General features: G+C 64.8%; 18 protein-coding genes. 11 read left to right on the top strand and 7 right to left on the bottom strand.

Features of this window, described 5'->3' with window-relative positions:
- Positions 1-4: 4 nt before the first annotated feature.
- From IVB13_RS39030 to IVB13_RS39015, 4 genes are all read right to left on the bottom strand, one after another.
- Positions 5-886 carry an NAD(P)-dependent oxidoreductase gene (locus IVB13_RS39030; protein ID WP_247338036.1) on the bottom strand — a complete coding sequence of 294 codons (882 nt, stop codon included), beginning with the start codon at positions 884-886 and terminating at the stop codon, positions 5-7.
- A protein-coding gene (gene prfB, locus IVB13_RS39025; protein ID WP_143273426.1) for a peptide chain release factor 2 occupies positions 886-2017 on the bottom strand; the annotation gives its coding sequence in 2 pieces (ribosomal slippage) (positions 886-1947 and positions 1949-2017; 1131 coding nt in all). The genes IVB13_RS39030 and prfB overlap by 1 nt, the downstream gene beginning before the upstream one ends.
- 111 nt (positions 2018-2128) lie before the next feature.
- On the bottom strand, positions 2129-4636 hold the full coding sequence (locus IVB13_RS39020) for a penicillin-binding protein 1A (protein ID WP_018454472.1): 2508 nt from the start codon (positions 4634-4636) through the stop codon (positions 2129-2131).
- Between the two features lie 273 nt (positions 4637-4909).
- Entirely contained in the window at positions 4910-6202 is a 1293-nt protein-coding gene (locus IVB13_RS39015; protein ID WP_247492664.1) for an N-acetylmuramoyl-L-alanine amidase, read from the bottom strand.
- Between the two features lie 706 nt (positions 6203-6908).
- Between IVB13_RS39015 and IVB13_RS39010 the strand changes: the two genes are divergently transcribed.
- Positions 6909-9980, top strand: a complete 3072-nt coding sequence (locus tag IVB13_RS39010; protein ID WP_247492652.1) for an Rne/Rng family ribonuclease — start codon at positions 6909-6911, stop codon at positions 9978-9980.
- A gap of 64 nt (positions 9981-10044) precedes the next feature.
- Entirely contained in the window at positions 10045-11277 is a 1233-nt protein-coding gene (locus IVB13_RS39005; protein ID WP_247297415.1) for an FAD-binding oxidoreductase, read from the top strand.
- Between the two features lie 92 nt (positions 11278-11369).
- Here IVB13_RS39005 and IVB13_RS39000 read toward each other — a convergent pair whose 3' ends face one another.
- The 3 genes from IVB13_RS39000 to IVB13_RS38990 form a co-directional block, all read right to left on the bottom strand.
- A complete protein-coding gene (locus IVB13_RS39000) occupies positions 11370-12704 on the bottom strand; it encodes a dicarboxylate/amino acid:cation symporter (protein ID WP_018454476.1) in 1335 nt (444 codons plus the stop codon).
- Between the two features lie 84 nt (positions 12705-12788).
- Entirely contained in the window at positions 12789-13343 is a 555-nt protein-coding gene (locus IVB13_RS38995) for a biotin transporter BioY (RefSeq protein WP_018454477.1), read from the bottom strand.
- A gap of 87 nt (positions 13344-13430) precedes the next feature.
- Positions 13431-14618, bottom strand: coding sequence for an aminotransferase class I/II-fold pyridoxal phosphate-dependent enzyme (locus tag IVB13_RS38990; protein ID WP_018454478.1), 1188 nt, complete (start codon positions 14616-14618; stop codon positions 13431-13433).
- A 234-nt stretch (positions 14619-14852) separates the two neighbouring features.
- On the opposite strand from IVB13_RS38990, the gene IVB13_RS38985 reads away from it, so the two are divergent.
- From IVB13_RS38985 to IVB13_RS38945, 9 genes are all read left to right on the top strand, one after another.
- Positions 14853-16256: a M48 family metalloprotease gene (locus tag IVB13_RS38985; protein ID WP_018454479.1), complete on the top strand. Its 1404-nt coding sequence runs from the start codon at positions 14853-14855 to the stop codon at positions 16254-16256.
- Between the two features lie 126 nt (positions 16257-16382).
- Positions 16383-17150 carry a DsbA family protein gene (locus IVB13_RS38980; RefSeq protein WP_247492640.1) on the top strand — a complete coding sequence of 256 codons (768 nt, stop codon included), beginning with the start codon at positions 16383-16385 and terminating at the stop codon, positions 17148-17150.
- 232 nt (positions 17151-17382) lie between these two features.
- Positions 17383-18282, top strand: a complete 900-nt coding sequence (locus IVB13_RS38975; protein WP_085353522.1) for a DUF1236 domain-containing protein — start codon at positions 17383-17385, stop codon at positions 18280-18282.
- A gap of 228 nt (positions 18283-18510) precedes the next feature.
- Complete coding sequence (gene aroQ, locus IVB13_RS38970; protein WP_247297418.1) at positions 18511-18978, top strand: type II 3-dehydroquinate dehydratase; 468 nt, start codon at positions 18511-18513, stop codon at positions 18976-18978.
- Positions 18979-19014: 36 nt separating this feature from the next.
- Positions 19015-19503 carry an acetyl-CoA carboxylase biotin carboxyl carrier protein gene (gene accB, locus IVB13_RS38965; RefSeq protein ID WP_247371037.1) on the top strand — a complete coding sequence of 163 codons (489 nt, stop codon included), beginning with the start codon at positions 19015-19017 and terminating at the stop codon, positions 19501-19503.
- A 60-nt stretch (positions 19504-19563) separates the two neighbouring features.
- On the top strand, positions 19564-20922 hold the full coding sequence (accC, locus tag IVB13_RS38960; protein ID WP_018454483.1) for an acetyl-CoA carboxylase biotin carboxylase subunit: 1359 nt from the start codon (positions 19564-19566) through the stop codon (positions 20920-20922).
- A gap of 106 nt (positions 20923-21028) precedes the next feature.
- Positions 21029-22546, top strand: coding sequence for a CHASE3 domain-containing protein (locus IVB13_RS38955; RefSeq protein ID WP_247492638.1), 1518 nt, complete (start codon positions 21029-21031; stop codon positions 22544-22546).
- Positions 22543-22983 (top strand): response regulator, encoded by a 441-nt coding sequence (locus IVB13_RS38950; RefSeq protein WP_018454485.1) that lies wholly within the window; start codon positions 22543-22545, stop codon positions 22981-22983. The genes IVB13_RS38955 and IVB13_RS38950 overlap by 4 nt, the downstream gene beginning before the upstream one ends.
- Positions 22980-24083, top strand: coding sequence for a histidine kinase dimerization/phosphoacceptor domain -containing protein (locus tag IVB13_RS38945; RefSeq protein ID WP_018454486.1), 1104 nt, complete (start codon positions 22980-22982; stop codon positions 24081-24083). The genes IVB13_RS38950 and IVB13_RS38945 overlap by 4 nt, the downstream gene beginning before the upstream one ends.
- Positions 24084-24093 lie beyond the last annotated feature (10 nt).

The raw sequence follows: 24093 nt of genomic DNA, 5'->3' as shown, positions 1-24093 counted from the left end.
ACCGCTAGGACGGTTTCTTCGGCCGCGACACCAGTTCGATCATCTTGCCTTCGTCGTCGTCAGGCATCGCGGCCTTCGCTTGCGCGTAGGCTTCCACCGCGGCGCGCGCGACCAGCGGCTTGTCGGCCAGCAGGCTCTCGGCGAGCTTCACCGCGTAGGCGGCATCCTTGTGCCGCAGCGCTGCCGTGAATGTCGCGCCGGAGAAATCGCGGGAGACCATGCGCTTGGAATGACGCTGCACCTGCGGGCTCGCGGCCACGCCAGCCTGAATCGACTCCAGCACGAGGTTCATGTCGAGCCCGGCCTGCTCGGCAATGGCAAGCCCCTCGGCGAGGCCGGCGATCTGGATCGCGCCCATCAGATTGTTGATCAGCTTGTAGACCGTGCCGAAGCCGACCGCGCCGAAATGGCGGATGGTCGAGCCGATCGGCGTCAGATAAGGCCGCGCGCGTTCGAGATCGGCGGCATCGGCACCAACGAGCAAGGTCAGCTTTCCGCTCGCGGCCGCATCCGGCAATCCCGTCACGGGGCAATCGATATAGATCAGCCCGCGAGCGTTCATCTCGCGGCCCATCTCGCGCGCATGGTCATAGGAGACGGTGGAGCATTCGATCGCAATGGTGCCGGCCTTCGCGGTCTTGGCTGCGCCCTCGGGCCCGAGCCAGACCGCACGCGAGGCCTCATCATCGGCGACCATGGTCACGACGGCGTCGGCGTCGATCGCCGCGTCCTCAGGCGAGGTCGCCCAGAGCGCGCCGCGCGCGATCAGGTCTTCCGCTTTTGTTTTACTGCGATTCCACAGCGTCACCGTGAAGCCAGCATCGAGATAGCGGCCGGCCATGCCATGGCCCATCCGCCCAAGCCCGATGAAGGCGATCCGGGGCATCAGTCGACGTCCTCGATGTCGGCGCCGGGAGTGCCGAAGGCGCGCTGCGCCAGGGTCGCGGCCATGAAGTCGTCGAGATCGCCACCGAGCACGCCTGATGTGTCGGAGGTCTGCACACCCGTGCGCAGGTCCTTCACCATCTGGTAGGGCTGGAGCACGTAGGAGCGGATCTGGTGGCCCCAGCCGATGTCGGTTTTGGCGGCCTGGTCGGCGGCGGCCTTCTCTTCGCGCCGCTTCAGCTCGATCTGGTAAAGCCGCGCGCGCAGCATGTCCCAGGCCTGCGCCTTGTTCTTGTGCTGCGAGCGGCCGGCCTGGCAGACCACGGCGACACCGGTCGGGATATGCGTCAGCCGCACCGCGGACTCGGTCTTGTTGACATGCTGGCCGCCGGCACCACCGGAGCGCATGGTGTCGACGCGGACGTCGGATTCCTTGATGTCGATCTTGATGGTGTCGTCGATCACCGGAAACACAGCGACGGACGAGAACGAGGTGTGCCGCCGCGCGTTGGAATCGAACGGCGAGATCCGCACCAGGCGATGCACGCCCGCCTCGGTCTTCAGCCAGCCATAGGCATTGTGGCCGGAGACCTGGATGGTCGCGGACTTGATGCCGGCCTCTTCGCCCTCGGACTCTTCCAGCACCTCGACCTTGAAGCCGTGGGTTTCGGCCCAGCGCGAGTACATGCGAAGCAGCATCTGGGCCCAGTCCTGGCTTTCGGTGCCACCGGCGCCGGCATGCACTTCGAGATAGGAATCGAAACTATCCGCCTCGCCCGACAGCAACGCCTCGAGCTCGCGCCGGGCGACTTCCTTCTTGAGGGTCTTGAGCGCGGCTTCGGCTTCCTTGACAACGCCCTCATCGCCCTCGGCTTCGCCGAGCTCGATCATGCCGATGTCGTCTTCGAGCTCCTGCTCGACCTTGCCGATGCCGGAGAGCGCATCCTCAAGCGAGGTGCGCTCCTGCATCAATTTCTGGGCTTTCTGGGGATCGTTCCAGAGATTGGGATCTTCTGCGAGCTTGTTCAGCTCAGCGAGGCGCGCCGTCGATTTCTCGACGTCAAAGATGCCTCCTCAGCAGCCCGACAGACTGCTTGATCTCTTCTACCAACCGTTCGATTTCGGCGCGCATGTGGTTCTCTGGTCTCGCGGAATTTTTCCGCGTCTAATGACAACGGGATGTAGCGGCGGCGGCTGCAAAGCGCAACCGCCGCGGCGACGAACGTTTGTCTTGTCCTAGGCCTTAGTACAGCCCGCCGGTGCCCGGCCGCATGAAGAAACCGGAATCCGGCTGCTGCTGCTGCGACGCCGGCACGCCGCCTCGCCCATCGGCATCGGCAACGCCGATGACGGAGTAGTTATCCGGCGGCGCCGTGCCCGGCTTGAAGGCTTCGAGAATGGTTCCGCCGGTCTCGCCCGGACCGGCGCGCATGCCGGACTTGGCGACGACCCGCACCAGCTTGATGCCGGCCGGCACCTTGAACGGGACCGCGGGCTTGTCGGCGAGCGCGAGCTGGAGGAAGTCGCGTGCGATGGGAGCTGCGAGATGGCCGCCGGTCGCGGCGTTGCCCTTGCCGAGCGGACGCGGTTTGTCATAGCCCATATAGATGGCAACGGCGACGTCGGGCGAGAAGCCGACGAACCAGGCGTCCTTGGCCTCGTTGGTGGTGCCGGTCTTGCCGGCGATCGGCTTGCCGACCTGCTTGACCACGGTCGCGGTACCGGCCTGGACCACGCCTTCCATCAGCTCGGTGATCTGATAGGCGGTCATGGAATCCAGCACCTGCTCGCGGCGGTCGATCAGCTGCGGCTCGTTCTGGTTCTTCCAGCCGCCGGGCGCGTCACAGCCACGGCATTCGCGCTGGTCGTGCTTGAAGATGGTGTGGCCGTAGCGATCCTGGATGCGGTCGATCAGGGTCGGCTTCACCCGGCGGCCGCCATTGGCGAGCATCGAATAGGCCGTGACCATGCGCATCGCCGTGGTCTCGCCGGCGCCGAGCGCGTAGGACAGATAGTTCGGCAGTTCGTCATAGACACCGAAGCGGCGGGCATATTCGCCGATCAAGGGCATGCCGATGTCCTGGGCGAGGCGCACCGTCACCGTGTTGAGCGACTGCCGCAATGCGTTGCGCAGCGTCACCGGCCCCTGGAATTTGCCCGAGGAGAAGTTTTCAGGCCGCCACACGCCCGCGCCCTGGCCTTGATCGATTTCGATCGGGGCGTCGAGCACGACAGTCGAAGGCGTATAGCCGTTGTCGAGCGCAGCCGAATAGACGATCGGCTTGAACGACGAACCGGGCTGCCGATAGGCCTGCGTGGCGCGGTTGAACTGGCTCTGGTCGAACGAGAAGCCGCCGACCATCGCCAGCACGCGGCCGGTCCAGGGGTCCATCACCACCATCGCGCCGGACACTTCCGGGATCTGGCGCAGCCGGTACTGCCCTTCGACAGGCTGGGCGTCCTTGTACAGCGGATCGGCGTAGATCACGTCACCGGGCTGGAGCACCTGCGACACCGCGCTCGCCGCCCTGCCCTTCGCAGCCCCAGAGGCCGCTCTTGCCCATTTGATGCCGTCGAGCGTGATGAGGCCGGTCTCGCGCTGCTTGCTGATGGCGCCGCCGAGTTCGCGGCTCGGCTGGAAGCCGATGCGCGCCGACTGGTCGCTGGTCTCCAGCACCACGGCCATGCGCCATGGCGAGATATCGGACAGAGACTTGATCTCGGCGAGCTTCACGCCCCAGTCGCCAGAAATGTCGAGCTTGCTGATGGCGCCGCGATAGCCCTGCTGCTCGTCATAGTTGACGAGACCGGCGACCATGGTCTTGCGCGCCATGACCTGAATCTTGGGATCGAGTGTGGTGCGGACCGAGAGACCGCCCTCGTATAACTTCTTCTCGCCATAACGCTCGAAGATGTCGCGGCGCACTTCCTCGGCGAAATATTCGCCGGCGAAGGTGTGGGCGCCGTTGGAACGGCTGGTAACGGCCAGCGGCTCCTTGCGCGCCTTGTCGGCATCGGCCTGCTTGACCCAGCCGTTCTCAACCAGACGATCGATCACGTAATTGCGGCGCTCGATGGCGCGGTCGCGGTTGCGGACAGGATGCAGCGTCGCGGGCATCTTCGGCAGCGCCGCGAGATAGGACGCTTCCGCCACGGTCAGCTCGTTCACCGACTTGTCGAAATAAACCAGCGACGCGGCTGCGATGCCGTAGGCGCCAAGGCCCAGATAGATTTCATTCAGATAAAGCTCGAGGATCTTGTCCTTCGAGTAGGTCTTCTCGATCCGCATCGCCAGCAACGCTTCCTTGATCTTGCGGGCGAAGGAGACCTCGTTGGTCAGAAGGAAGTTCTTGGCGACCTGCTGGGTGATCGTGGAAGCGCCCTGCGGACGGCGGTTGGAGCCGTAGTTCTGGATGTAGACCACGCCGGCGCGCGCCATGCCGGTGTAGTCGATGCCGCCATGCTCGTAGAAATTCTTGTCCTCGGCCGCAAGGAAGGCGTTGATCACGAGTTTCGGCACCGCCTGGATCGGCAGGTACAGCCGCCGCTCCTTGGCGTATTCGCCGAGCAGCGAGCCGTCGGTCGCGTGCACGCGGGTCATCACCGGCGGCTCGTAATCCTGAAGCTGAGAGTAGTCCGGCAAGTCCTTGGAGAAATGCCAGATCAGGCCTGCGACGGCACCGACCCCGACAAGGAACAACACCGTTCCCGCGGCGAACAGGAAGCCCATGAACCGCACCAGCAAGCGCATTATCTGTTTATCCGTTCAAACTCTGGATCAGCCCAAAGATCAGCCCTGGCACCAGAAACAGGCACCAAACCATCGCGAATTCACCGGCTTTACTCAATACTATTAGTGCCGGACTCAAGGCGCTTGCCGAGCGGGATTCTCGCCGATTCCGGAACCCCCTGCGGCGTTTTTATAAAGCGCCCGCTGTGGCCAAACTAGGGCTTTTGCGGCGGGACGGAAAATCACTCTCAATTCGACGATCCCCGGGTCGTCAATATGACGATCCCCCGGTCGTCAATTCGACGATCCGGCCGTGGCCATCCGTTTGGCCAAAAATCCATCGATCGCCTGCGCCATCGAGCCCACGGCACGCGACCGCCATCCCTCGGAGACCAGATGCTCGAGGTCGCCCTTGTTGGAGACATAGCCGATCTCCACCAGGACCGACGGCACGTCGGGGGCCTTCAGCACCCGGAAGCCGGCTGACTTCAGGGGATGCTTGTGCATCCGCACCGTCGACTTCATTTCGCCCATCAACAGGCGGGCAAAACGGCTTGAAAAGGTACGGGTTTCCCGCTGGGTGAGATCGATCAGGATGTCGGCGACATCGGTCGGCTCCTCGGCGAGGTTGAAGCCAGCGATGGCGTCCGCCCGGTTCTCCGCATCCGCCAGCCGCTGCGCCTCGGCGTCGGAGGCCTTGTCGGACAACGTGTAGATGGTCGCGCCCTGCGCATCGCCCTCGGCGCGCGGCAGCGCGTCGGCATGGATCGAGACGAACAACGCCGCCTTGAGGTTGCGGGCGACTTTGACCCGGTCGTTGAGCGGGATGAAGGTGTCGTCGTCTCGGGTCATCACCACGCGATATTTGCCGGTCTTTTCCAGCCGTTCGCGTAGCGCCAGGCCAAAGGCCAGCACCAGATTCTTCTCGCTCTCGCCGCTCGACTGCGTGCCGTTGTCGATGCCGCCATGGCCGGGATCAATGACGACGACCGCGCGGCCATCGGCCTTCTGCCCGGCTTCAGGGTGGGCAGATGCGGGAACCGTCGCGGGCGGCGGATCGGCAATAGCCGGCCGCAGCTCAGGACGGTTTTCCGGAGCCAGCGACAGCACGAAGGCGGTGCGCTCGACCTCCTCCATTTCGAGCACCAGCCGCGCCGGCTGGCCGTTGGCAGCCTCCACCACGTAGGAATTGGCGATCTTGGCGGGGCCCGTCAGGTCGAACACGATTCGGGAGCCTCCGGGCATCACCAGCCCATAGCGGAAGGCCTTGACCAGTCCGCGTCCGCCGGACCCGGTGCCGGCGGGAAGTTGAAAATCGACCTGGGGAACGTCGACCACCACCCGATACGGGTCGGCCAGAGTGACTGCGCGGAAGCTAACGGTCTGATCGATGTCGAGGACAAAGCGAGTCTGCCTGCCGTCCCCGGCCAGTCGGGCGGCCGAGGCCGTTGGGAAATTCGCTGATGCAACAGGGAGTTGAGGCTGACTTTCCGCGGCCTTCAGGCGCGAGGAATCAGCACACGGCAATGCCGCCGCGCAGAGCAGCACGCATCCCAGCAGGATCCTTTGATTTGCGCGGCTCGCCACCGATTCCGTGCCTCCGAGCAGCCTCTTTAACGCAATAGAACCACAGGGTTAAACGATCCTTAATGACAGACACGCGAAACTCGCTGACTGTGACCGCCGTGCGACGCTCCTTGCACGGATGGCCCAATCCACGTATGTACGGAATGCTGACGGCCGATATTTCCGGTTGTGTCGCATTCAGCCTCCCGGTGCAGCGCCGGAACTCTCAAGGTTTGGGAATTCCAGCGTTTTTCCGTTCCCCTCTAAGTCCAGCGCGGTGCGCGGCAGCAAGGTGGAGCGGGGCAAGCCCCGGCGGCGGAACGGTCCTCGGTTACCAACACGTTTCCGGGACGGTTCTGACAGCGGCGCAACCCGTTACCCGGTCCCTTAATCCCAAGGGAGCGGTTCGTAATACCCCAAGGCGAGCGCGCTCGCGCCATGCCTGGCCAACAGCAACTGATTGAGGGGCGGCCCCGCCGCCCAATGTTTCATACGGGCCGACGCTTGATGCGCCAGACTGTGCCGACCAATTCTGAAGGACCATTCGCGACGCTGCGGAGTGACAATTCCGCGCGCCGCTTCGGTCCTCCGGCTTTCGGTTCGGCAAGGCGCGAGAGACGGTGTTTCGGCCTTCCCCTCACCCCCGAATCAGGTGGACCGTCGCGTCACCCGGCAGCGCTGATGGCGCCCACGGTGAATCGCGCCCGCCGCCGCCAAGAGTTAAGACATGCCCAACAAGATGTTGATCGATGCCACCCACCCGGAAGAGACCCGGGTCGTCGTGGTCCGCGGCAATCGCGTCGAAGAGTTTGATTTCGAGACCGCGCAACGCAAGCAACTGCGCGGGAATATCTACCTCGCCAAGGTCACAAGGGTCGAACCCTCGCTCCAGGCCGCTTTCGTCGAATATGGCGGCAACCGCCACGGCTTCCTCGCCTTCAGCGAAATCCATCCCGACTACTACCAGATTCCGGTTGCCGACCGGCAGGCGCTGATCGAAGCCGAGGAGCAGGCCCATCGCGAGGCCGAGGAAGAGAGCGAGAACCGCTCCCAGGGCCGCCGCCGCTCCCGCCACCGCAATTCCCGCCGCCGTAGCCATGGCGAGCGCGTCCGCAGCGAGGTCGTCGAAGGCGATCCCGCGGCCCGGCAGGTCCAGGGCGAGGCCCTGCCTGAGGGCGCTTCGCACGAGGGCGAGCACCTGCACGCCGACGCAGAGCATCACGGCGAGCACGAAGGCCACGATCATCACGGCCACGAAGCACATGACCACGAAGGGCATGACCACGACGACCATCATCATGCCCATGGTGACGATCATCACGCGCACGATCATCACGACCACGATCATCATGGCGAGCACGATCATCACGACCATGATCATGCCGACGAGACACCGGCGCCTGTCGCGGCGATCGGCGCCGAGCCCGCGGTCGCCACCGAGGCCGTTGCCGAGCCGCAGGAGTTTGCCTCCGACGCACACGCCGACGATCTTGCCGAGGCCGTGACATCGGCTGCTGAGCCTGCCGACGCCGTGTACGCCGCGGGCGAGAGTGCGCAGGCTCCGCATCACGACTCCGAAGCGACGGCCGAGGATGACGACGAAGACGAGGACGACGAGGAAGCCGAAGAGGACGTCGTTGAATCCGTCGGCGGCGACGATGTGCTGGAGGAAGTGCCGGAGCGCACCTTCCGTCCCCGCCGCCAGTACAAGATCCAGGAAGTCATCAAGCGTCGCCAGGTGATGCTGGTGCAGGTCGTCAAGGAAGAGCGCGGCAACAAGGGCGCGGCGCTGACGACCTACCTCTCACTCGCCGGCCGTTATGCCGTCTTGATGCCGAACACCGCGCGCGGCGGCGGCATCAGCCGCAAGATCACGAGCGCGCAGGACCGTTCGCGCCTGAAGGAAGTGGTGCAGGATCTCGACGTGCCCGAGGGCATGGGGATCATTCTGCGCACGGCGGGTGCCGCCCGCACCAAGCCCGAGATCAAGCGCGATTTCGAGTACCTGATCCGCATGTGGGAGACGGTGCGCGACATGACGCTGAAGTCGCAGGCCCCGACCCTCGTCTACGAGGAAGGCTCGCTGATCAAGCGCTCGCTGCGCGACCTCTACAATAAGGAGATCGACGAGATCCAGGTGGCGGGCGATGCCGGCTATCGCGAAGCGCGCGACTTCATGAAGATGTTGATGCCCGCCAATGTGAGCGCGGTGAGGCAGTATCGCGACGGCCAGCCGCTGTTCTCGCGGATGGGCGTCGAAAGCCAGCTGGATGCGATGTTCTCGCCGACCGTACAGTTGCGCTCCGGCGGCTACATCGTGATCAACCAGACCGAAGCGCTGGTCTCGATCGACGTCAACTCCGGCCGTTCGACGCGCGAGCATCATATCGAAGATACCGCGCTCAAGACCAATCTCGAGGCCTCCGAGGAGGTTGCGCGTCAGCTTCGGTTGCGCGACCTCGCCGGCCTGATCGTCATCGACTTCATCGACATGGACGAGAAGCGCAACAACCGCGCGGTCGAACGCAAGCTGTCCGATTGCCTCCGGCAGGACCGCGCGCGGATCCAGGTCGGACGCATCTCGCATTTCGGCCTGCTCGAGATGTCACGCCAGCGCATCCGCGCTAGCGTGCTGGAATCCTCAACCGATCCCTGCACGCATTGCGGCGGCACCGGCCATGTCCGCTCGGTGTCCTCGGTTGCGCTCCAATTGCTGCGCGGCCTCGAAGAGATCCTGATGAAGGGCGCAACCCACAACCTCGTGGTCCGCACCCGCACCGACGTCGCGCTCTATGTGCTGAACCACAAGCGCGGCCATCTGCGCGACCTTGAGAACGGCTTCAAGGTCACGTTGTCGGTCATCGCCGACCCGAGCGTCAGCGGACCGCAGGCCTATGTCATCGACCGCGGCGAGCAGGTGCATACGCTGGAAGCCGCCAAGGCTCTGCTGGCGGCCCAGGCGGCCGCAAGCCCGCCGCCCCTGGTCGAAGAGGCCTATGACGACGAGGAGTTCGATCCGGAGAGCGAATCCGAGGTCGAGACCGAGGAGACCGAAGGTCTCATCGAGGAGCAGACCGCAGGCGACGCCGCTACCGAGCAGGACAGCCAGCGCCGCAAGCGTCGCCGTCGCCGCCGCGGTCGCGGTGGTCCGCGGGACGAGGAGACGCGCGAGGATGGCGCGCCCGCTATTGCCGAGACGGCCATGGCGGCCGGCGAAGGCGAAGAGGATGCCGAGGCCGAACCGGAAGGCGAGGAAGGCGAGGAACAGGCAGCCCGTGGCGAGCAGCAGGGCAGCGCCGATCGCCGTCGCCGGCGTGGTCGCCGTGGTGGCCGCCGCCGTCGCGGTCCTGGCGAGGAAGGTCTCGCCGGCTCCATCAGCGACGAGCTTAGTGCCAATGCGCCGTCGGAAGCCACCAACGCAGTCGCCGATTTCGACGGTTTTGGCGGCGAGGCAGCGCCCTCGATCGCGCAGGCCGAGCACACGTCAGAACCTCAGGTCACCCAGCCTGAGCCGCGGGCCGAAGCACGGATTGAAGCAACGGCCCAGCCTGAGCCGGCTCCTTCGGCCGCGGACGAGGAGCACGCGGACGACAAGGCTGCACGACGCCGTTCGACGGTTCGGGAAAAGGTGAGCTTCCTGTCGAGCAGCCAGAGTGAACCGGCACCGGTTGCACAGGCGGCCGAGCCGGTTGCCCCGCCCACACCCGCTCCGGAGCCCGCGCCCGCAGCGGCAAGCGAAACCTCGCCCGCACCGCGTCGTGCCGGCTGGTGGTCCCGCCGCTTCGGCGGCGGCGAATAGAGCAACAAGATAGTTGAAACCGCCCGGCCAAACCGGGCGGTTTTGATTTGGCGAGGTCAGTTCAATGCAAAGCGCGATCGTCCTCGGCGGCGGCATGATCGGCGTCAGCGCGGCGCTGCACCTGCAGCAGCGTGGCTGGTCCGTCACGCTGATCGACCGCAGAGAGCCGGGCCGAGAGACCAGCTACGGCAATGCCGGCATGATCCAGGCGGAAGCGGTGCGCCCCTACCCGATGCCGCGCGACCTCGCCACGCTCCTGAAGATCGCGACCGGCCGCACCAACGACGTGCGTTACAGCCTGTCTTCGCTTCATCTCCATATCGAGCCCCTGCTTCGCTATTGGTGGCATTCGGCGCCGAAGCGGCATCGTGAGGCGATCGACGCCTGGGCGCGGCTGATCGCCTACGCGACGGCGGAGCACGACATCCTCATTCGCGAAGCCCACGCCGACAATCTGATCCGCCGCGCGGGATACCGGCACCTGCATCGCGACGCAGCTTCGTTCGATCTCGCCGTCAAGGCGGCGGAAGAAGACCAGCGCGAATTCGGCGTGAGGTTTCGTGCGCTCTCGGGCGCCGAGCTCGCCAAGGCCGAACCTGTCCTGCGCGACGACCTGCCCGGCGCGATCCATTGGCTCGACACCTGGACCGTGTCCGATCCCGGCGCGCTGGTCACGGCCTATGCCGATCTGTTCGAGCGCCTCGGCGGCACCATCGTGCTCGGTGATGCCCAAAGCCTTCATCAGACCGCCACCGGCTGGTCGGTCAAGACAGACCATGGGCGCGTCGACGCCGCCCACGCCGTCGTGACGCTCGGGCCGTGGTCGCCCGATCTCCTGCTCAAATTCGGCTATCGCATCCCGCTGGTGCGCAAGCGCGGCTACCACATGCATTACAGCGGCGGCGCCTCGCTCGATCTGCCGCTGGTCGACAAGGCCGGTGGCTACGCCATGGGTCCGATGGCGAAGGGTATCCGCATCACCACCGGCGCGGAGCTGACCGGCCTGGACGCGCTCGCAACGCCCGTGCAGCTCGCCAGCGCGGAAGCTTCCGCGCGCGAGCTGATCGACCTCGGCAAGCGGGTCGAGCCCGACCCATGGTTCGGCACCCGCCCCTGCACGCCCGACATGCTGCCGGTGCTCGGCCCTGCCCCACGCCATGCCGGCCTCTGGATGAACTTCGGCCACGGCCACCAGGGCTTTACGCTTGGACCCGCGACCGGCCGCCTGCTCGCGGAGATGATGAGCGGCAAAACGCCCGCGATCGATCCCACGCCGTACCGGCCGGAGCGGTTCTAAGCCCTCGCAGCGAAAGAAAAAGGGCTGATCGAGGATCTCGACCAGCCCTATTATTTCAACATCTGACGGCGCTCGGCACCGTCACATGCAGATCAATCCGTCGTGACCGCCGTTTCCATGTCGGTCGGATCGATCTGCCGGGCGAGGTTGGCGTTGAGCTTGTCGCGATCGAGCTCGCCCTCCCACCAGGCGACGATCACGCAGGCAACGCCATTGCCGCACAGATTGGTCAGCGCGCGGCACTCGCTCATGAACTTGTCGATGCCGAGCACGATCGCCATGCCCGGCACGAGGCGCGGATCGACCACGGCGAGCGTCGCCGCCAGCGTGATGAAGCCCGCGCCCGTGATGCCGGAGGCGCCCTTCGAGGTCAGCATCGCCACCACCAGGATGGTGAGCTGCTGGCCGAAGGTGAGATCGAAGCCCAGCGCCTGCGCGATGAACAGCGTCGCCAGCGTCATGTAGATGTTGGTGCCGTCAAGATTGAACGAATAGCCCGTGGGCACCACGAGGCCGACCACCGACTTGGAGCAGCCGAGGCGCTCGAGCTTTTCCATCAAGGACGGCAACGCGCTTTCCGAGGACGAGGTGCCGAGCACAATCAGCAGCTCGTCCTTGATGTAGGCGAGGAACTTAAAGATGGAGAAGCCGGCGAAGCGCGCGATGATTCCGAGCACGACGAATACGAACAGCGCCGCGGTCAGGTAGAACGTCGCGATCAGGCCGACCAGGTTGAGGATCGCCCCGGTGCCGAACTTGCCGATGGTGTAGGCCATCGCGCCGAAGGCACCGATCGGGGCTGCGCGCATCACGATGGAGATGACGCCGAACACCGCATGCGCGGCGTCGTCGATGAACGAGCGGATGGTGTGGCCGCGTTCACCGAGCCCCATGATGGCGAAGCCGAACAGCACCGAAAACAGCAGCACCTGCAGGATCTCGCCTTGCGCGAAGGCGCCGACGACGGTGTCCGGAATTATGTGCAGCACGAAGTCGACCGACTTCTGGCCTTCGGCCTGCTTGGCGTAGTTGGCGACGGCCTGCGCATTGGCGGCGGCACCGCCGAAGCCCGCACCCGGCTTCACCAGATTGCCGATGACTAGGCCGATCACCAGTGCGAAGGTCGAGACGATCTCGAAATAGACCAGCGCCTTGACGCCGATGCGGCCGACCTTCTTGGCGTCCTGGATATGGGCGATGCCCGAGACAACGGTGCAGAAGATGATCGGCGCGATCACCATCTTGATCAGCTTGATGAAGCCGTCGCCGAGTGCCTTGATCCACTCATTGGTGGCGACCGACGGCCAGAGCCAGCCGACGATGGCGCCGAGCACGATCGCGATCAGCACCTGGATATAAAGTACCTTGTACCACGGCTTGGCGGCGGGCGGCGCGACCGGCGCCCCCACCATCGTTGTCGTCGTCATTGTTTCACTCCCCCTCAAAACGCCAGGCCAGCCAAGATCAACTTGGCCGGCCCTGTCAATCGGAACTGCTCGATATTGCGCGCTTTACCCGCGATCGACCACCCGGCGTATCGCCGGCATCAACGTCGCGCCCAGCGCGTTCTTGACCAGCGACGCCGCAACGAACGGCATCAGGCCGACCTGCCACGCCTTTGCGGCACCCAGGCCGAGACCGAAGGCCAGCCAGCCAAAGCCCGCGGCCAGAATGAGGATGTGGCCGGCCGCCATGGCCGCAAACAGCAGCGTTACGCTGCGATCCCAGCCGCGCTCGGCGAGCCAGCCGGTGACGAAGGCGGCGCCAATGAAGCCGAACAGATAGCCCGCGGTCGGGCCCACCAGCGGTGCAATTCCACCGACAGGGCCGGCGAACACCGGCAGGCCCATTGCACCCTCGGCGAGGTAGGCGATCATGGTTGCGCTGCCAAGCCGCCAGCCATAGGCGGCGCCGATCATCAACACGACCAGCGTCTGCAATGTCATGGGCACGTAAGGCAGCGGCAGGTTCACCTTGGCTGACAGCGCCATTAAGGCGGTGCCGAGCGCAATCAGCACGACAGCGCGCAAGGCGCCGACGGTTTCACCCGGCCGGATCGGCCACATCAATGCGGCGAGAGGAGAATGCGTGGCGGTAGAGGGGACGGAACGGTCAGACAAGTTGCACTCCAGAAGGCTGGCGAAAACTGGCGGCTATTTAAGCCAGTGAGCGATCCGGTCAACTGCTTCCCGCATCTCCGCAGCCGAACGCGCATAAGAGAGCCGTATGAATGAACGACCATGGATGGGATCGAAGTCGAGGCCCGGCGTGACCGCGACATGGGCCTGTTCGAGCATCTGCTTGGCGAACTCGAAACTGTCGGAGGTGAAATCCGAGACGTCCGCATAGAGATAGAACGCGCCGTCGGCCGGCAGAAATCTGGTCAGGCCGGCCTTGGGCAATCCCTCGATCAGGATGCGCCGGTTTTCCTGATAGCCGTGCTTGATCTCCTCCATCTCGGCCGCGCCGTCGAAGGCCGCTTCGGCCGCGATCTGCGACAGCGACGGCACCGAGATCGACAGGTTCTGCTGCAGCCGCTCGATCGGCCGCACCAGAATCTCGGGCACGACCATCCAGCCGACGCGCCAGCCCGTCATGCAGAAATACTTCGAGAACGAGTTGATCACGAGCGCGTGGTCCGACAGCGCCGCAGCCGTCACGGCGGGAAACGCGTAGTCGAGCCCATGATAGATCTCGTCCGAGATGAAACGGATGCCGGCGTCTTCCGCCGCAGCGATCAGGCCGGCGAGCGCCTCGCGGGACATCATCGTCCCGGTCGGATTGGCGGGACTGCCGACCAGCACGCCCTTCAGCGGCGCCTTGCGATGGGCGGCCAGCAGCGCCTCGCCCGTCAGCGCATGGCGGGTCTCGTTCGTGGTCTCGATCAGCACCGGCTCGCAGCCGAGCGCGGTAAGGATATGACGGTACGGCGGATAACCCGGCACCGTCACGGCAACGCGGTCGCCCGGCTCAAACATCGCCAGGAAAGCCAGAATGAACCCGCCGGAGGAGCCGGTGGTCACTACGACCCGCTCGGGGCTGACGTCACAGCCATAGGCATCGCGATAATGCCGCGCGATGCGCTCGCGCAAGGAGGGGATGCCGAGCGCTGAGGTATAGTCGATCCGCCCGGCCTCGAGCGCCACATGGGCGGCTGCAATCGCGGTCTTAGGCGCGCCGGCGGCGGGCTGGCCAACCTCCATGTGGATGACATGGCCCCCGGCCGCCTCGATTCGGGCCGCCGCGGCCATCACGTCCATCACCATGAACGGGGGAACATCGCTGCGGCGGGAGGCCGCGAGCCACTGCCCCAACCGGTTCCTCAAGGTCGCATCGTGCATCGATTTCTGCTATTCGCTGGCGGGGCCGATCCGTCCGACCCGGGAAAAACGGGGTGCTTGCGCCCCAGACTGGCCGCATTGTACGGCTCATAAGGGGAACGGCTCAAAAGGGCATATCGCGTATCCGGTCCGCCGCCAATCGCCAAAACCAATCACGAAACTGCTCGACCAAGACTGCTCGACCAAGAATGCTTGACCAGCCTGCTGATAAGACCGTTTGACCCAGACCGCTTGATGTTGTTCCAGATCGCATTGCGCAAGAAGGCCACCGCCCTCATCTCCCTCCTCGCGGCGGCTGCGATCGCGCTGACGCCGTTCTCGGCCGCGCATGCGCAGGCCAAGGGGCCGCCGGTCCTGCGCGACACCGAAACCGAGCAGCTGCTGCGCGAATACACCCGCCCGATCCTGCGGGTCGCCGGCCTGGAGAAGCAGAACATCCAGATGGTGATCGTCAACGAGGGCTCGTTCAACGCGTTCGTCGCCGATGGCCGCCGCATCTTCGTCAATTACGGCGCGATCCTCCAGTCGGAAACGCCAAACCAGATCATCGGCGTGCTCGCGCACGAGACCGGGCATCTGGCCGGCGGCCATTTGTCCAAGCTGCGCGAGCAGCTCGCCAACGCCCAGACCCAGATGATCATCGCCATGCTGCTCGGTGCTGGCGCGATGGCGGTCGGCAGCACCCGCGGCAGCGGCAGCGCCGGCAACAATGGCCTTGCCAATGCAGGAGCCGCCGCCCTTGCCGGCCCGCAGGAGATGATCCGCCGGACCTTGCTGTCCTATCAGCGCCAGCAGGAGGAGAACGCCGACCGCGCCGGCGTGAAATTCCTGACTGCGACCCAGCAGTCGCCGAAGGGCATGTACGAGACCTTCAAGCGCTTCACCAGCGAGAGCCTGTTCGCGGCTCGCGGCGCCGATCCCTATCTCCAGTCGCACCCGATGCCCGCCGAGCGCGTCGCTTCACTGCAGGAGTTCGCCAGCGCCAGCCCTTATTGGGACAAAAAGGACGATCCCGCGCTCCAGCTGCGCCACGACATGGTGCGCGCCAAGATCTCCGCCTTCATGGAGCGGCCGGAAACGGTGTACCGCCGCTATCCCCTGACCAACGACAGCATGCCGGCGCGCTATGCCCGCGCCATCAGCACCTATCTGCACGGGGATTTGCGCAGCGCGCTCACCCAGATCGACGCGCTGATCCAGGTCCAGCCCAACAACGCGTATTTTTACGAGGTGCGCGGCCAGGCGCTGCTGGAGGGCGGCAAGCCGGCGGAGGCGATCCCGGCCCTGCGCAAGGCTGTCGCACTTTCGAACAACGCGCCCCTCATCGAGATGTTACTTGGGCAGGCTCTGGTTGGGTCCGATAATAAGGCCTACACCGATGACGCCGTTCGGATTCTCCGGGCCGCGGTCGCACGGGAACCGGAGGCCGTGCTCGGCTACATGCAGCTCGCGATGGCGTATGGCCGGAAAGGCGACTATGCCGAGGCGGATCTGGCGTCGGCGCAGGCCGCCTATCTGCGCGGCGACAACAAGACCGCCCGCGAGCTTGCGACGCGCGCGAAAACCCGTTTCGCCGTCGGCACGCCCGGATGGGTCAAGGCCGACGACATCGTGGCGTCGAAACCGCCGCGCAACTGACAAGACCAAGACGATCTTACAAGACGACGCCTTACGCCACGACGCCTTACGAAACGACGTCACGACACCGAGCTTAAGTCCGCCGGGACGTTTTCCGAAACCTGCTTTGGATAAGAGGATTTGCCTATGCCTGCGCTGCGCCTGCTTGCTCCCGCGCTGTTTGCGCTCGCCATGTTCGGCGCAGCCGCGCCCGCGTCGGCCGACAGCTTCTCCGATGCCCAGCGCACGGACATCGAGGCGATCATCAAGAACTATCTCGTCACCCATCCCGAGGTGCTCGAGGAAGCGATGACCGAACTCACCAAGCGCCAGGCCGCGGCGGAGACGCAGAAACACGAGGCCAGCGTCGCTCAGAATTCCGATGCGATCTTCAACTCTCCGCGCCAGGTCGTGCTCGGCAACAAGGACGGCGACGTCACCTTCGTCGAGTTCTTCGACTACAATTGCGGCTACTGCAAGCGCGCGATGGACGACATGCTCACCCTCATGAAGGCCGATCCGAAGCTGAAGGTGGTGCTGAAGGAGTTTCCGGTACTGAGCCAGGGCTCGGTCGAAGCGGCCCAGGTCGCCGTCGCGGTGCGCATGCAGGATCCCTCCGGCAAGAAGTACCTCGACTTCCACCAGAAGCTGCTCGGCGGTCGTGGCGCGGCCGACAAGGCGCGCGCACTTCAGGCGGCCAAGGAAGCTGGCCTCGACACCGCTCGAATCGAGAAGGACATCGGCAGCGCCGAGGTGCGCAGCACCATTGAGGAGAACTTCAAGCTCGCCGAAGCAATGGGCATGAACGGCACGCCGAGCTACGTGATCGGCAAGCAGATCGTTGTCGGCGCCGTCGGTGTCGATAGCCTGAAGGAAAAGATCGCTGTGGCCCGCTGCGGCAAGGCGACCTGTTAAAAAGGCGACCTGCTAACAAGGCGACTTGCTGATCAGCGATCTGCTCTACAACTCACGCACGCAAAAGGCCGGCTGAAAAGCCGGCCTTTTCATTGCGCCGAAATCTGGCGCGCGCATTCATCTGGCATTCAACAAACAAAAGCCTCGGAACCACCGAAGTTCCGGAACAACTCAAATCTCCTTTCGTTGTCGGCGCGGGCAATGACGCAAATGAACACGTGAGGAGAATTCCATGTCTAACCGCTTTATGATCTCGGTTGCCACACTCGCGCTCGTCGCGGGCACCGGTCTGGCGAACGCACAGGGCACCATGAACCGCGACAGCGGTGGCGGCGCCGGTGGTGCGCAGACGCAGCATTCGCAGCCCTCCGGCGGCGCCGCCGAACGCGGCGGCTCGATGGGTAAGGAATCCGCCCATGAGAAGGGCACCGTCGGCCAGGCCGGCGGCTCCAGCAGCATGAAGTCCGGCACGTCCGCCGAGGACAAATCCTCCGGCGCAACAAAGGACGAGCACTCGGGCCGCGAGATGAACAAGAACGCGGCTGAGGACAAGTCCGGCGCCACCAAGGGCCAGCACACCGACGAACGCGCGCAGGGTCAGCAGGACAAGTCCAAGAGCATGAGTCAGGACACGAGCAAGTCCGGCGCCAAGGACCAGAAGGACATGAAGGCTGAGGGCGCCAAGAGCGGCACCAGCAGCACCAACAATGCCGAGAACCAGAAGGGTACCGAGACGCGCACCAACCAGAACGCTCAGGGCCAGACCGGCACCAGCACCAACCAGAACGCGCAGGGTCAGACCGGCACCAGCTCCAACCAGAACGCGCAGGGTCAGAGCAGCACCAACACGACGGTCGGTCAGGCCGGCGCGGGCGCCAAGCTCTCGACCGAGCAACGCACGCAGATCACCTCGGTGATCCGCGAGGAGCACGTGCGTCCGGTGACCAACGTGAACTTCTCGATCTCGGTCGGCACCCGCATTCCGCGCGAGGGTATTGAGCTGCACACCCTGCCGTCCCGCGTCGTGACGATCTATCCGGAATGGCGGACCTATCGCTACGTCCTGGTCAAGGATGAGATCGTGATCGTGAATCCGGACACCTATGAGATCGTGGCTGTCCTGAACACGTAAGACGATACCCGGCAACCATCGGGGGCGGGCAGCAATGCCCGCCCCTTTGCCGTTCGGCCGGCAGCCATGCTTCGGACTGGTTAACAAGCAATTTCCGTAGCTTCCACACAGATTTTTGCACCCCGGATGAGGTATCTGAAGCCACCTCGAAGGTCCTTCAAGGCTTCCCCTCACGCGCTTTGTTACCTATAACCCCCGCCACGCTGAAGCAGCTCTTGCGGGATTGGAATGGCCGAACCAGCAACCGACACGATCCTTGTCCTGAACGGGCCGAACCTCAACATGTTGGGGACGCGCGAGCCCGAGAAGTACGGGCATGCGTCGCTGGCCGACGTCGAGGCGCTGTGCCGGGAGACGGCGGCGACGTTCGGCCTCAAGGCCGACTGCCGGCAGTCCAACCGCGAAGGCGAGCTGATCGACTTCATCCACGAGGCACACGCCCGCAAGATGAAGGGCATCATCATCAATGCCGGCGGCTATTCGCACACGTCGATCGCGCTGCACGACGCGCTGCTCGCGGTGCAGATCCCGACGGTCGAAGTGCACGTCACCAACATCCACGCCCGCGAGAATTTCCGTCATCACTCCTACACCGCGCGCGCGGCCTTCGCCTCCCTCTGCGGTTTCGGCGTCGAGGGCTATCGCCTCGCCATCCAGGGCCTTGCCGCCAAGCTCGGCCTCAAGCCCAAAGCCTGACGCTCCCCTTCACACAGAACATTCGGATCAAACAACATGGCGCGCCAGCCAGACGACAAAGCAGCCGCAAAGTTTTCCAGCGAGGATTCTGCCCTCGTCCGCGAGCTCGCCTTGCTGCTCGATGAGACCAGCCTCACCGAAATCGAGATCGAGCGTGCCGGCCTGCGCCTGCGCGTCGCCCGCAATATCAGCGTCGCCGCGACCATGCCGATGCAGATGCCAGCTGCCCCCGCCGCGCTCCCGGCGGCCGCAGCTGCCGCCGCGCCTGCCGCTGCCGACCTGTCGAAGCATCCCGGCGCCGTGACCTCGCCGATGGTCGGCACCGCCTATTGGGCGCCGGAGCCCGGCGCCAAGCCGTTCATCGAGGTCGGCAGCAAGGTCTCGGTCGGCCAGACGCTGCTGATCATCGAAGCCATGAAGACCATGAACCAGATCCCCTCGCCGCGCGCCGGCACGGTGACGCAGATCGTGATCGAGGACGGCCAGCCGGTCGAGTACGGCGAGCCGCTCGTGATCATTGAGTGACGTTCGAGGGCGGTCTCATCGCCCTCGCCGCTTTCCGCGCGTCAGTCCAATAAGGACACCATGTTCGACAAGATCCTCATAGCCAATCGCGGCGAGATCGCCCTTCGCATCCTCAGGGCCTGCAAGGAGCTCGGGATCGCGACCGTCGCCGTGCATTCAACCGCCGACGCCGACGCCATGCATGTGCGCCTGTCGGACGAGAGCGTGTGCATCGGGCCGCCGGCCTCCAAGGACAGCTATCTCAACGTGCCCGCGCTGCTCGCGGCCTGCGAGATCACCGGGGCCGATGCCGTGCATCCCGGCTACGGCTTCCTGTCGGAGAACGCGCGCTTCGCCGAAATCCTCGCTGAGCATAATCTGCATTTCATCGGCCCGAAGGCCGAGCACATCCGCCTGATGGGCGACAAAATCGAGGCCAAGAGGACCGCCAAGAAGCTCGGCATTCCCGTGGTGCCCGGCTCCGACGGAGGGGTCGGCCCCAACGACGACGCGATGGCGATCGCCAGGAAGATCGGCTTCCCCGTGCTGGTCAAAGCCGCGGCGGGCGGCGGCGGCCGCGGCATGAAGGTGGCCGAGAGCGAGGCCGATCTTCAGGTCGCGCTGTCGACGGCCGCCAACGAGGCCAAATCCGCCTTCGGCGATGCTTCCGTCTACCTCGAGAAATATCTGCAGAAGCCGCGTCACATCGAGATCCAGATCCTCGGCGACGGCCGCGGCGGCGCGATTCATCTTGGCGAACGCGACTGCTCGCTGCAGCGACGCCACCAGAAGGTCTGGGAGGAAGGCCCCTCGCCCGTGCTGACCGCGGCTGCGCGCGCCAAGATCGGCGAGACCTGCGCCAAGGCGATGCGCGAGATGAAATATCTCGGCGTCGGCACGATCGAGTTCCTGTTCGAGGACGGCGAGTTCTACTTCATCGAGATGAACACCCGCATCCAGGTCGAGCATCCCGTCACCGAGAGCATCACCGACATCGACCTCGTGCTGGAGCAGATCCGCATCGCCGCAGGCGGCGACCTGCCGGCGAGGCAGGACGAGGTCCAGGTCATCGGCCACGCGATCGAGTGCCGCATCAACGCCGAGAATCCGCAGACCTTTCGTCCTTCGCCCGGCCGCATCACGCAATATCACCCGCCCGGGGGGCTCGGCGTGCGGATCGATTCCGCAGTCTATCAGGGCTATACGATCCCGCCTTATTACGACTCGCTGGTCGGCAAGCTGATCGTGCACGGCAAGACCCGCGGCGAGTGCCTGATGCGGCTGCGCCGGGCGCTGGACGAGATGGTGGTCGAGGGCATCGAGACGACCCTGCCGCTGTTCCGCGCTCTGGTGCGCGAAGACGACATCATCAACGGCGACTATCACATCCACTGGCTGGAACAATATCTCGCCAACAAGGCGGAACCCGCCCCGAAGTAGCCGTCCTTTCCCGTGGAACCCTTTGGCCCTAATCGCGTTTGGCACGATGGGGACAGTTCCGAGGGGGCGTTTTGAAGTCCGGCAAGCCTGATCGAGCGAGACCGTCGTGATCGCTGACGCGCAGCGGCGGCGTAGATTCTGGCAGATCCTGCTGTTCGCGGCCGGTCTCCTGGTGCTGACCGTGATCAGCGCCGGCTCCGTCTACCTCGTCAACAAGGCGAGAGACGACAGCAAATGGGTGATTCACACCATCGAGGCGGAGAACCAGATCAACGCCCTCCTGCTGGAAATCCGCCGCGCCGAGAGCACCGCCCGGGGTTACCTTCTGACACAAGGCGAGGATTTCAAGGTCGACCATGACAAGGCCGTGGCGGCCATCGTCCCGGCTCTCGACAGGCTCACGCGCCTGATCGGCGACAATCCGGAGCAACGCCAAAGCATCGAGAAGCTGAGCGCGGCGATCGAGACTAGGCTCCGCCAGTTCGTGCAGGAGATGGACTTCATCCGGCGCGGCGAGCCGGAGAAGGCCGCAGCGCTGGTCCGCGAGATCGCCTCCACGGACACCACGGCCGCGATCGCCAATGTCGCGACCGGGATGATTCAGGAGGAGGAACGGCTATTCCGGCTGCGAACGGTCAATTCGGACCGCAGCCAGACCCTGGCCGCGTCGATGACCGGCATCGGCTCCGGCCTCGTCGTGCTGCTGGCCCTGATCTCGATCTGGCTGGTGCGGCGCTCGGCCCTTGCCCGCGACGATGCCGAGGCGCGCCTGCGCGATGCCAATGTCAATCTGGAGGGCGTGGTCGACGAACGCACGGCCGATCTGCGCGAAGCCAACAACGAGATCCAGCGCTTTGCCTATATCGTCAGCCACGATCTGCGCTCGCCACTCGTTAACATCATGGGCTTCACCAGTGAGCTCGAAGAGCTCGGCGGCGACATTTTCCGCCGTATCGGCAGCCTCACCCATGTCCCGGCCGACGGGCCGCCGTTGCCGGACGGCGAGATCGCACTCGAAGGTCCGGACAAGCAGCTGTCAGACGATTTTTCCGAAGCGCTGGGCTTCATCAAGTCGTCGATCGCCAAGATGGACCGCCTGATCTCGGCGATCCTCAATCTCACCCGCGAGGGCCGGCGCGAGTTCCAGCCGGAAAAGATCGACACGCGCGAGCTGATCGAAGCCATCGTGTCGACGCTGGCGCATCAGGCCGCCGAAGCGCAGGCCGAGATCCACATCGCCCCGCTGCCGGATCTCGTCAGCGACCGCCTGGCGCTGGAGCAGATCTTCTCCAATCTGATCGACAACGCCATCAAATATCTCAAGCCCGGCGTCCCCGGCGAGATCAGAATCCGCGGGCGCACCAAGCTCGGCTACGCTATCTTCGAGATCAGCGATAACGGCCGCGGCATCGACGCCAAGGACCACCAGCGGATCTTCGACCTGTTTCGCCGCGCCGGAACCCAGGACAAGCCCGGTCAGGGCATCGGTCTTGCGCATGTGCGTGCACTTGTGCGTCGCCTCGGCGGCACCATGTCGGTATCATCGGAACTGAATACGGGCAGCACGTTCACCATCACGCTGCCCATCACCTGGAACGCCAGCAACCGGAACGCGGATCAATGACTCAACCCGTCACCATCATCATGATCGAGGACGACGAGGGCCACGCGCGGCTGATCGAGCGGAACATCCGGAGGTCCGGCGTCAACAACGAGATCATCTCCTTTGCCAACGGCACTGAGGCGATGAAGCACCTGTTCGGGCCCGACGGCAGCGGGCTCGTGCAAAAAGGCAATGCGCTCCTGATCCTGCTCGATCTCAACCTCCCCGACATGACCGGGATCGACATTTTGAAGCAGATCAAGGAGAACAAATACCTGAAGGCCTCGCCCGTGGTGGTGCTGACCACCACCGACGATTCCCAGGAAATCAAACGCTGCTACGAGCTCGGCTGCAACGTCTACATCACCAAGCCCGTGAACTACGAGAATTTCGCCAATGCCATCCGGCAGCTCGGCTTGTTCTTCTCGGTCATCCAGGTCCCGCCCGCCGCCCCATGAATCAACGTACGCCCACACTGCTCTACATCGACGATGACGGGGCGCTGGCGCGCTTGGTCGATCGCGGCCTGACACGGCGCGGCTACAAGGTCGTTCACGCCGCAAGCGGCGAGGAAGGCCTCGAGCACATCCGCCGCGCGGCCACGACCGGCGGTATCGACGTGGTGGCACTCGACCAATACATGCCCGGCCTCGACGGACTGGAAACGCTGGAGCAGATCATGGCGATCCCGGGCGCGCCGCCGGTGGTCTTCGTCACGGCCTCGCAGGATTCCAGCATCGCGGTGACGGCGCTGAAGGCGGGCGCGGCCGATTATCTCGTCAAGGACGTCAAGGGCGACTTCATTCCCCTGCTTCACGTCGCGGCCGATGGCGCGCTGCGCCAAGCCGAATTGCAGAAGGCGCGCGAGGAAGCCGAAGCCGAGATCCATGCCTCGCGCGACCGCTACGCTGCTCTTGCAGCCGAACGCGAGCTGCTATTGCGCGAGGTCAACCACCGCGTCGGCAACTCGCTGCAGATCATCGCCTCCCTCCTGCACCTGCAGGCCAGCTCCGCCGCGCAGGACGAGGTCAAGGCTGCGTTGACCAATGCGATGGGCCGCGTGGCCGCAGTCGCGCAAGTGCACCGCCGCCTCTACACCTCGCAAGACCTGAAGAGCGTGGTCCTGAACCAGTATCTGGACTCGCTGCTCGAGGATCTGCGCCGCTCGGCCGAGGGCAACCGGATGTCGCGCCTGACGCTGAAGGCCGAACCGATCGAGATCGATCCGGACCGTGCAGTCGCCGTCGGCATCATCGTCAACGAGCTGGTGATGAACGCGGTAAAATACGCCTACCCTGACGGCGCCGGCCCGATCCATGTGGAGCTGACCTCGCAGGGCGACGATCTCCTGCTCTCGATCAGCGACGATGGCGTCGGCGACAACGTCAAGGCCGATCCGCGCTCCACCGGCATGGGCCAGCGTATCGTCGCAGCTATGGCCAGCAAGCTCGACGCTTCGGTCGAGCGCGACCCCAACCATTCAGGAACCCGCGTCATGTTGATGTTCCGCCGTGTCCCGGCTGCCGCCGGCAAGCCGGCTGCTGCCGCAGCGAACTGATCCGCACCGC

The organism is Bradyrhizobium sp. 17 (genome assembly GCF_023073515.1).
Lineage (GTDB): Bacteria > Pseudomonadota > Alphaproteobacteria > Rhizobiales > Xanthobacteraceae > Bradyrhizobium > Bradyrhizobium canariense_D.
The sequence above is the reverse complement of the archived record's forward strand: the minus strand, read 5'-3'. Positions and strand labels throughout refer to the sequence as shown.

Coding starts and splice junctions, on each gene's coding strand:
- IVB13_RS39030 (WP_247338036.1), bottom strand. CDS start 886: ATGCCCCGGATCGCCTTCATCGGGCTTGGGCGGATGGGCCATGGCATG.
- IVB13_RS39020 (WP_018454472.1), bottom strand. CDS start 4,636: ATGCGCTTGCTGGTGCGGTTCATGGGCTTCCTGTTCGCCGCGGGAACG.
- IVB13_RS39010 (WP_247492652.1), top strand. CDS start 6,909: ATGCCCAACAAGATGTTGATCGATGCCACCCACCCGGAAGAGACCCGG.
- IVB13_RS39005 (WP_247297415.1), top strand. CDS start 10,045: ATGCAAAGCGCGATCGTCCTCGGCGGCGGCATGATCGGCGTCAGCGCG.
- IVB13_RS39000 (WP_018454476.1), bottom strand. CDS start 12,704: ATGACGACGACAACGATGGTGGGGGCGCCGGTCGCGCCGCCCGCCGCC.
- IVB13_RS38995 (WP_018454477.1), bottom strand. CDS start 13,343: ATGTGGCCGATCCGGCCGGGTGAAACCGTCGGCGCCTTGCGCGCTGTC.
- IVB13_RS38990 (WP_018454478.1), bottom strand. CDS start 14,618: ATGCACGATGCGACCTTGAGGAACCGGTTGGGGCAGTGGCTCGCGGCC.
- IVB13_RS38985 (WP_018454479.1), top strand. CDS start 14,853: ATGTTGTTCCAGATCGCATTGCGCAAGAAGGCCACCGCCCTCATCTCC.
- IVB13_RS38980 (WP_247492640.1), top strand. CDS start 16,383: ATGCCTGCGCTGCGCCTGCTTGCTCCCGCGCTGTTTGCGCTCGCCATG.
- IVB13_RS38975 (WP_085353522.1), top strand. CDS start 17,383: ATGTCTAACCGCTTTATGATCTCGGTTGCCACACTCGCGCTCGTCGCG.
- aroQ (WP_247297418.1), top strand. CDS start 18,511: ATGGCCGAACCAGCAACCGACACGATCCTTGTCCTGAACGGGCCGAAC.
- accB (WP_247371037.1), top strand. CDS start 19,015: ATGGCGCGCCAGCCAGACGACAAAGCAGCCGCAAAGTTTTCCAGCGAG.
- accC (WP_018454483.1), top strand. CDS start 19,564: ATGTTCGACAAGATCCTCATAGCCAATCGCGGCGAGATCGCCCTTCGC.
- IVB13_RS38950 (WP_018454485.1), top strand. CDS start 22,543: ATGACTCAACCCGTCACCATCATCATGATCGAGGACGACGAGGGCCAC.
- IVB13_RS38945 (WP_018454486.1), top strand. CDS start 22,980: ATGAATCAACGTACGCCCACACTGCTCTACATCGACGATGACGGGGCG.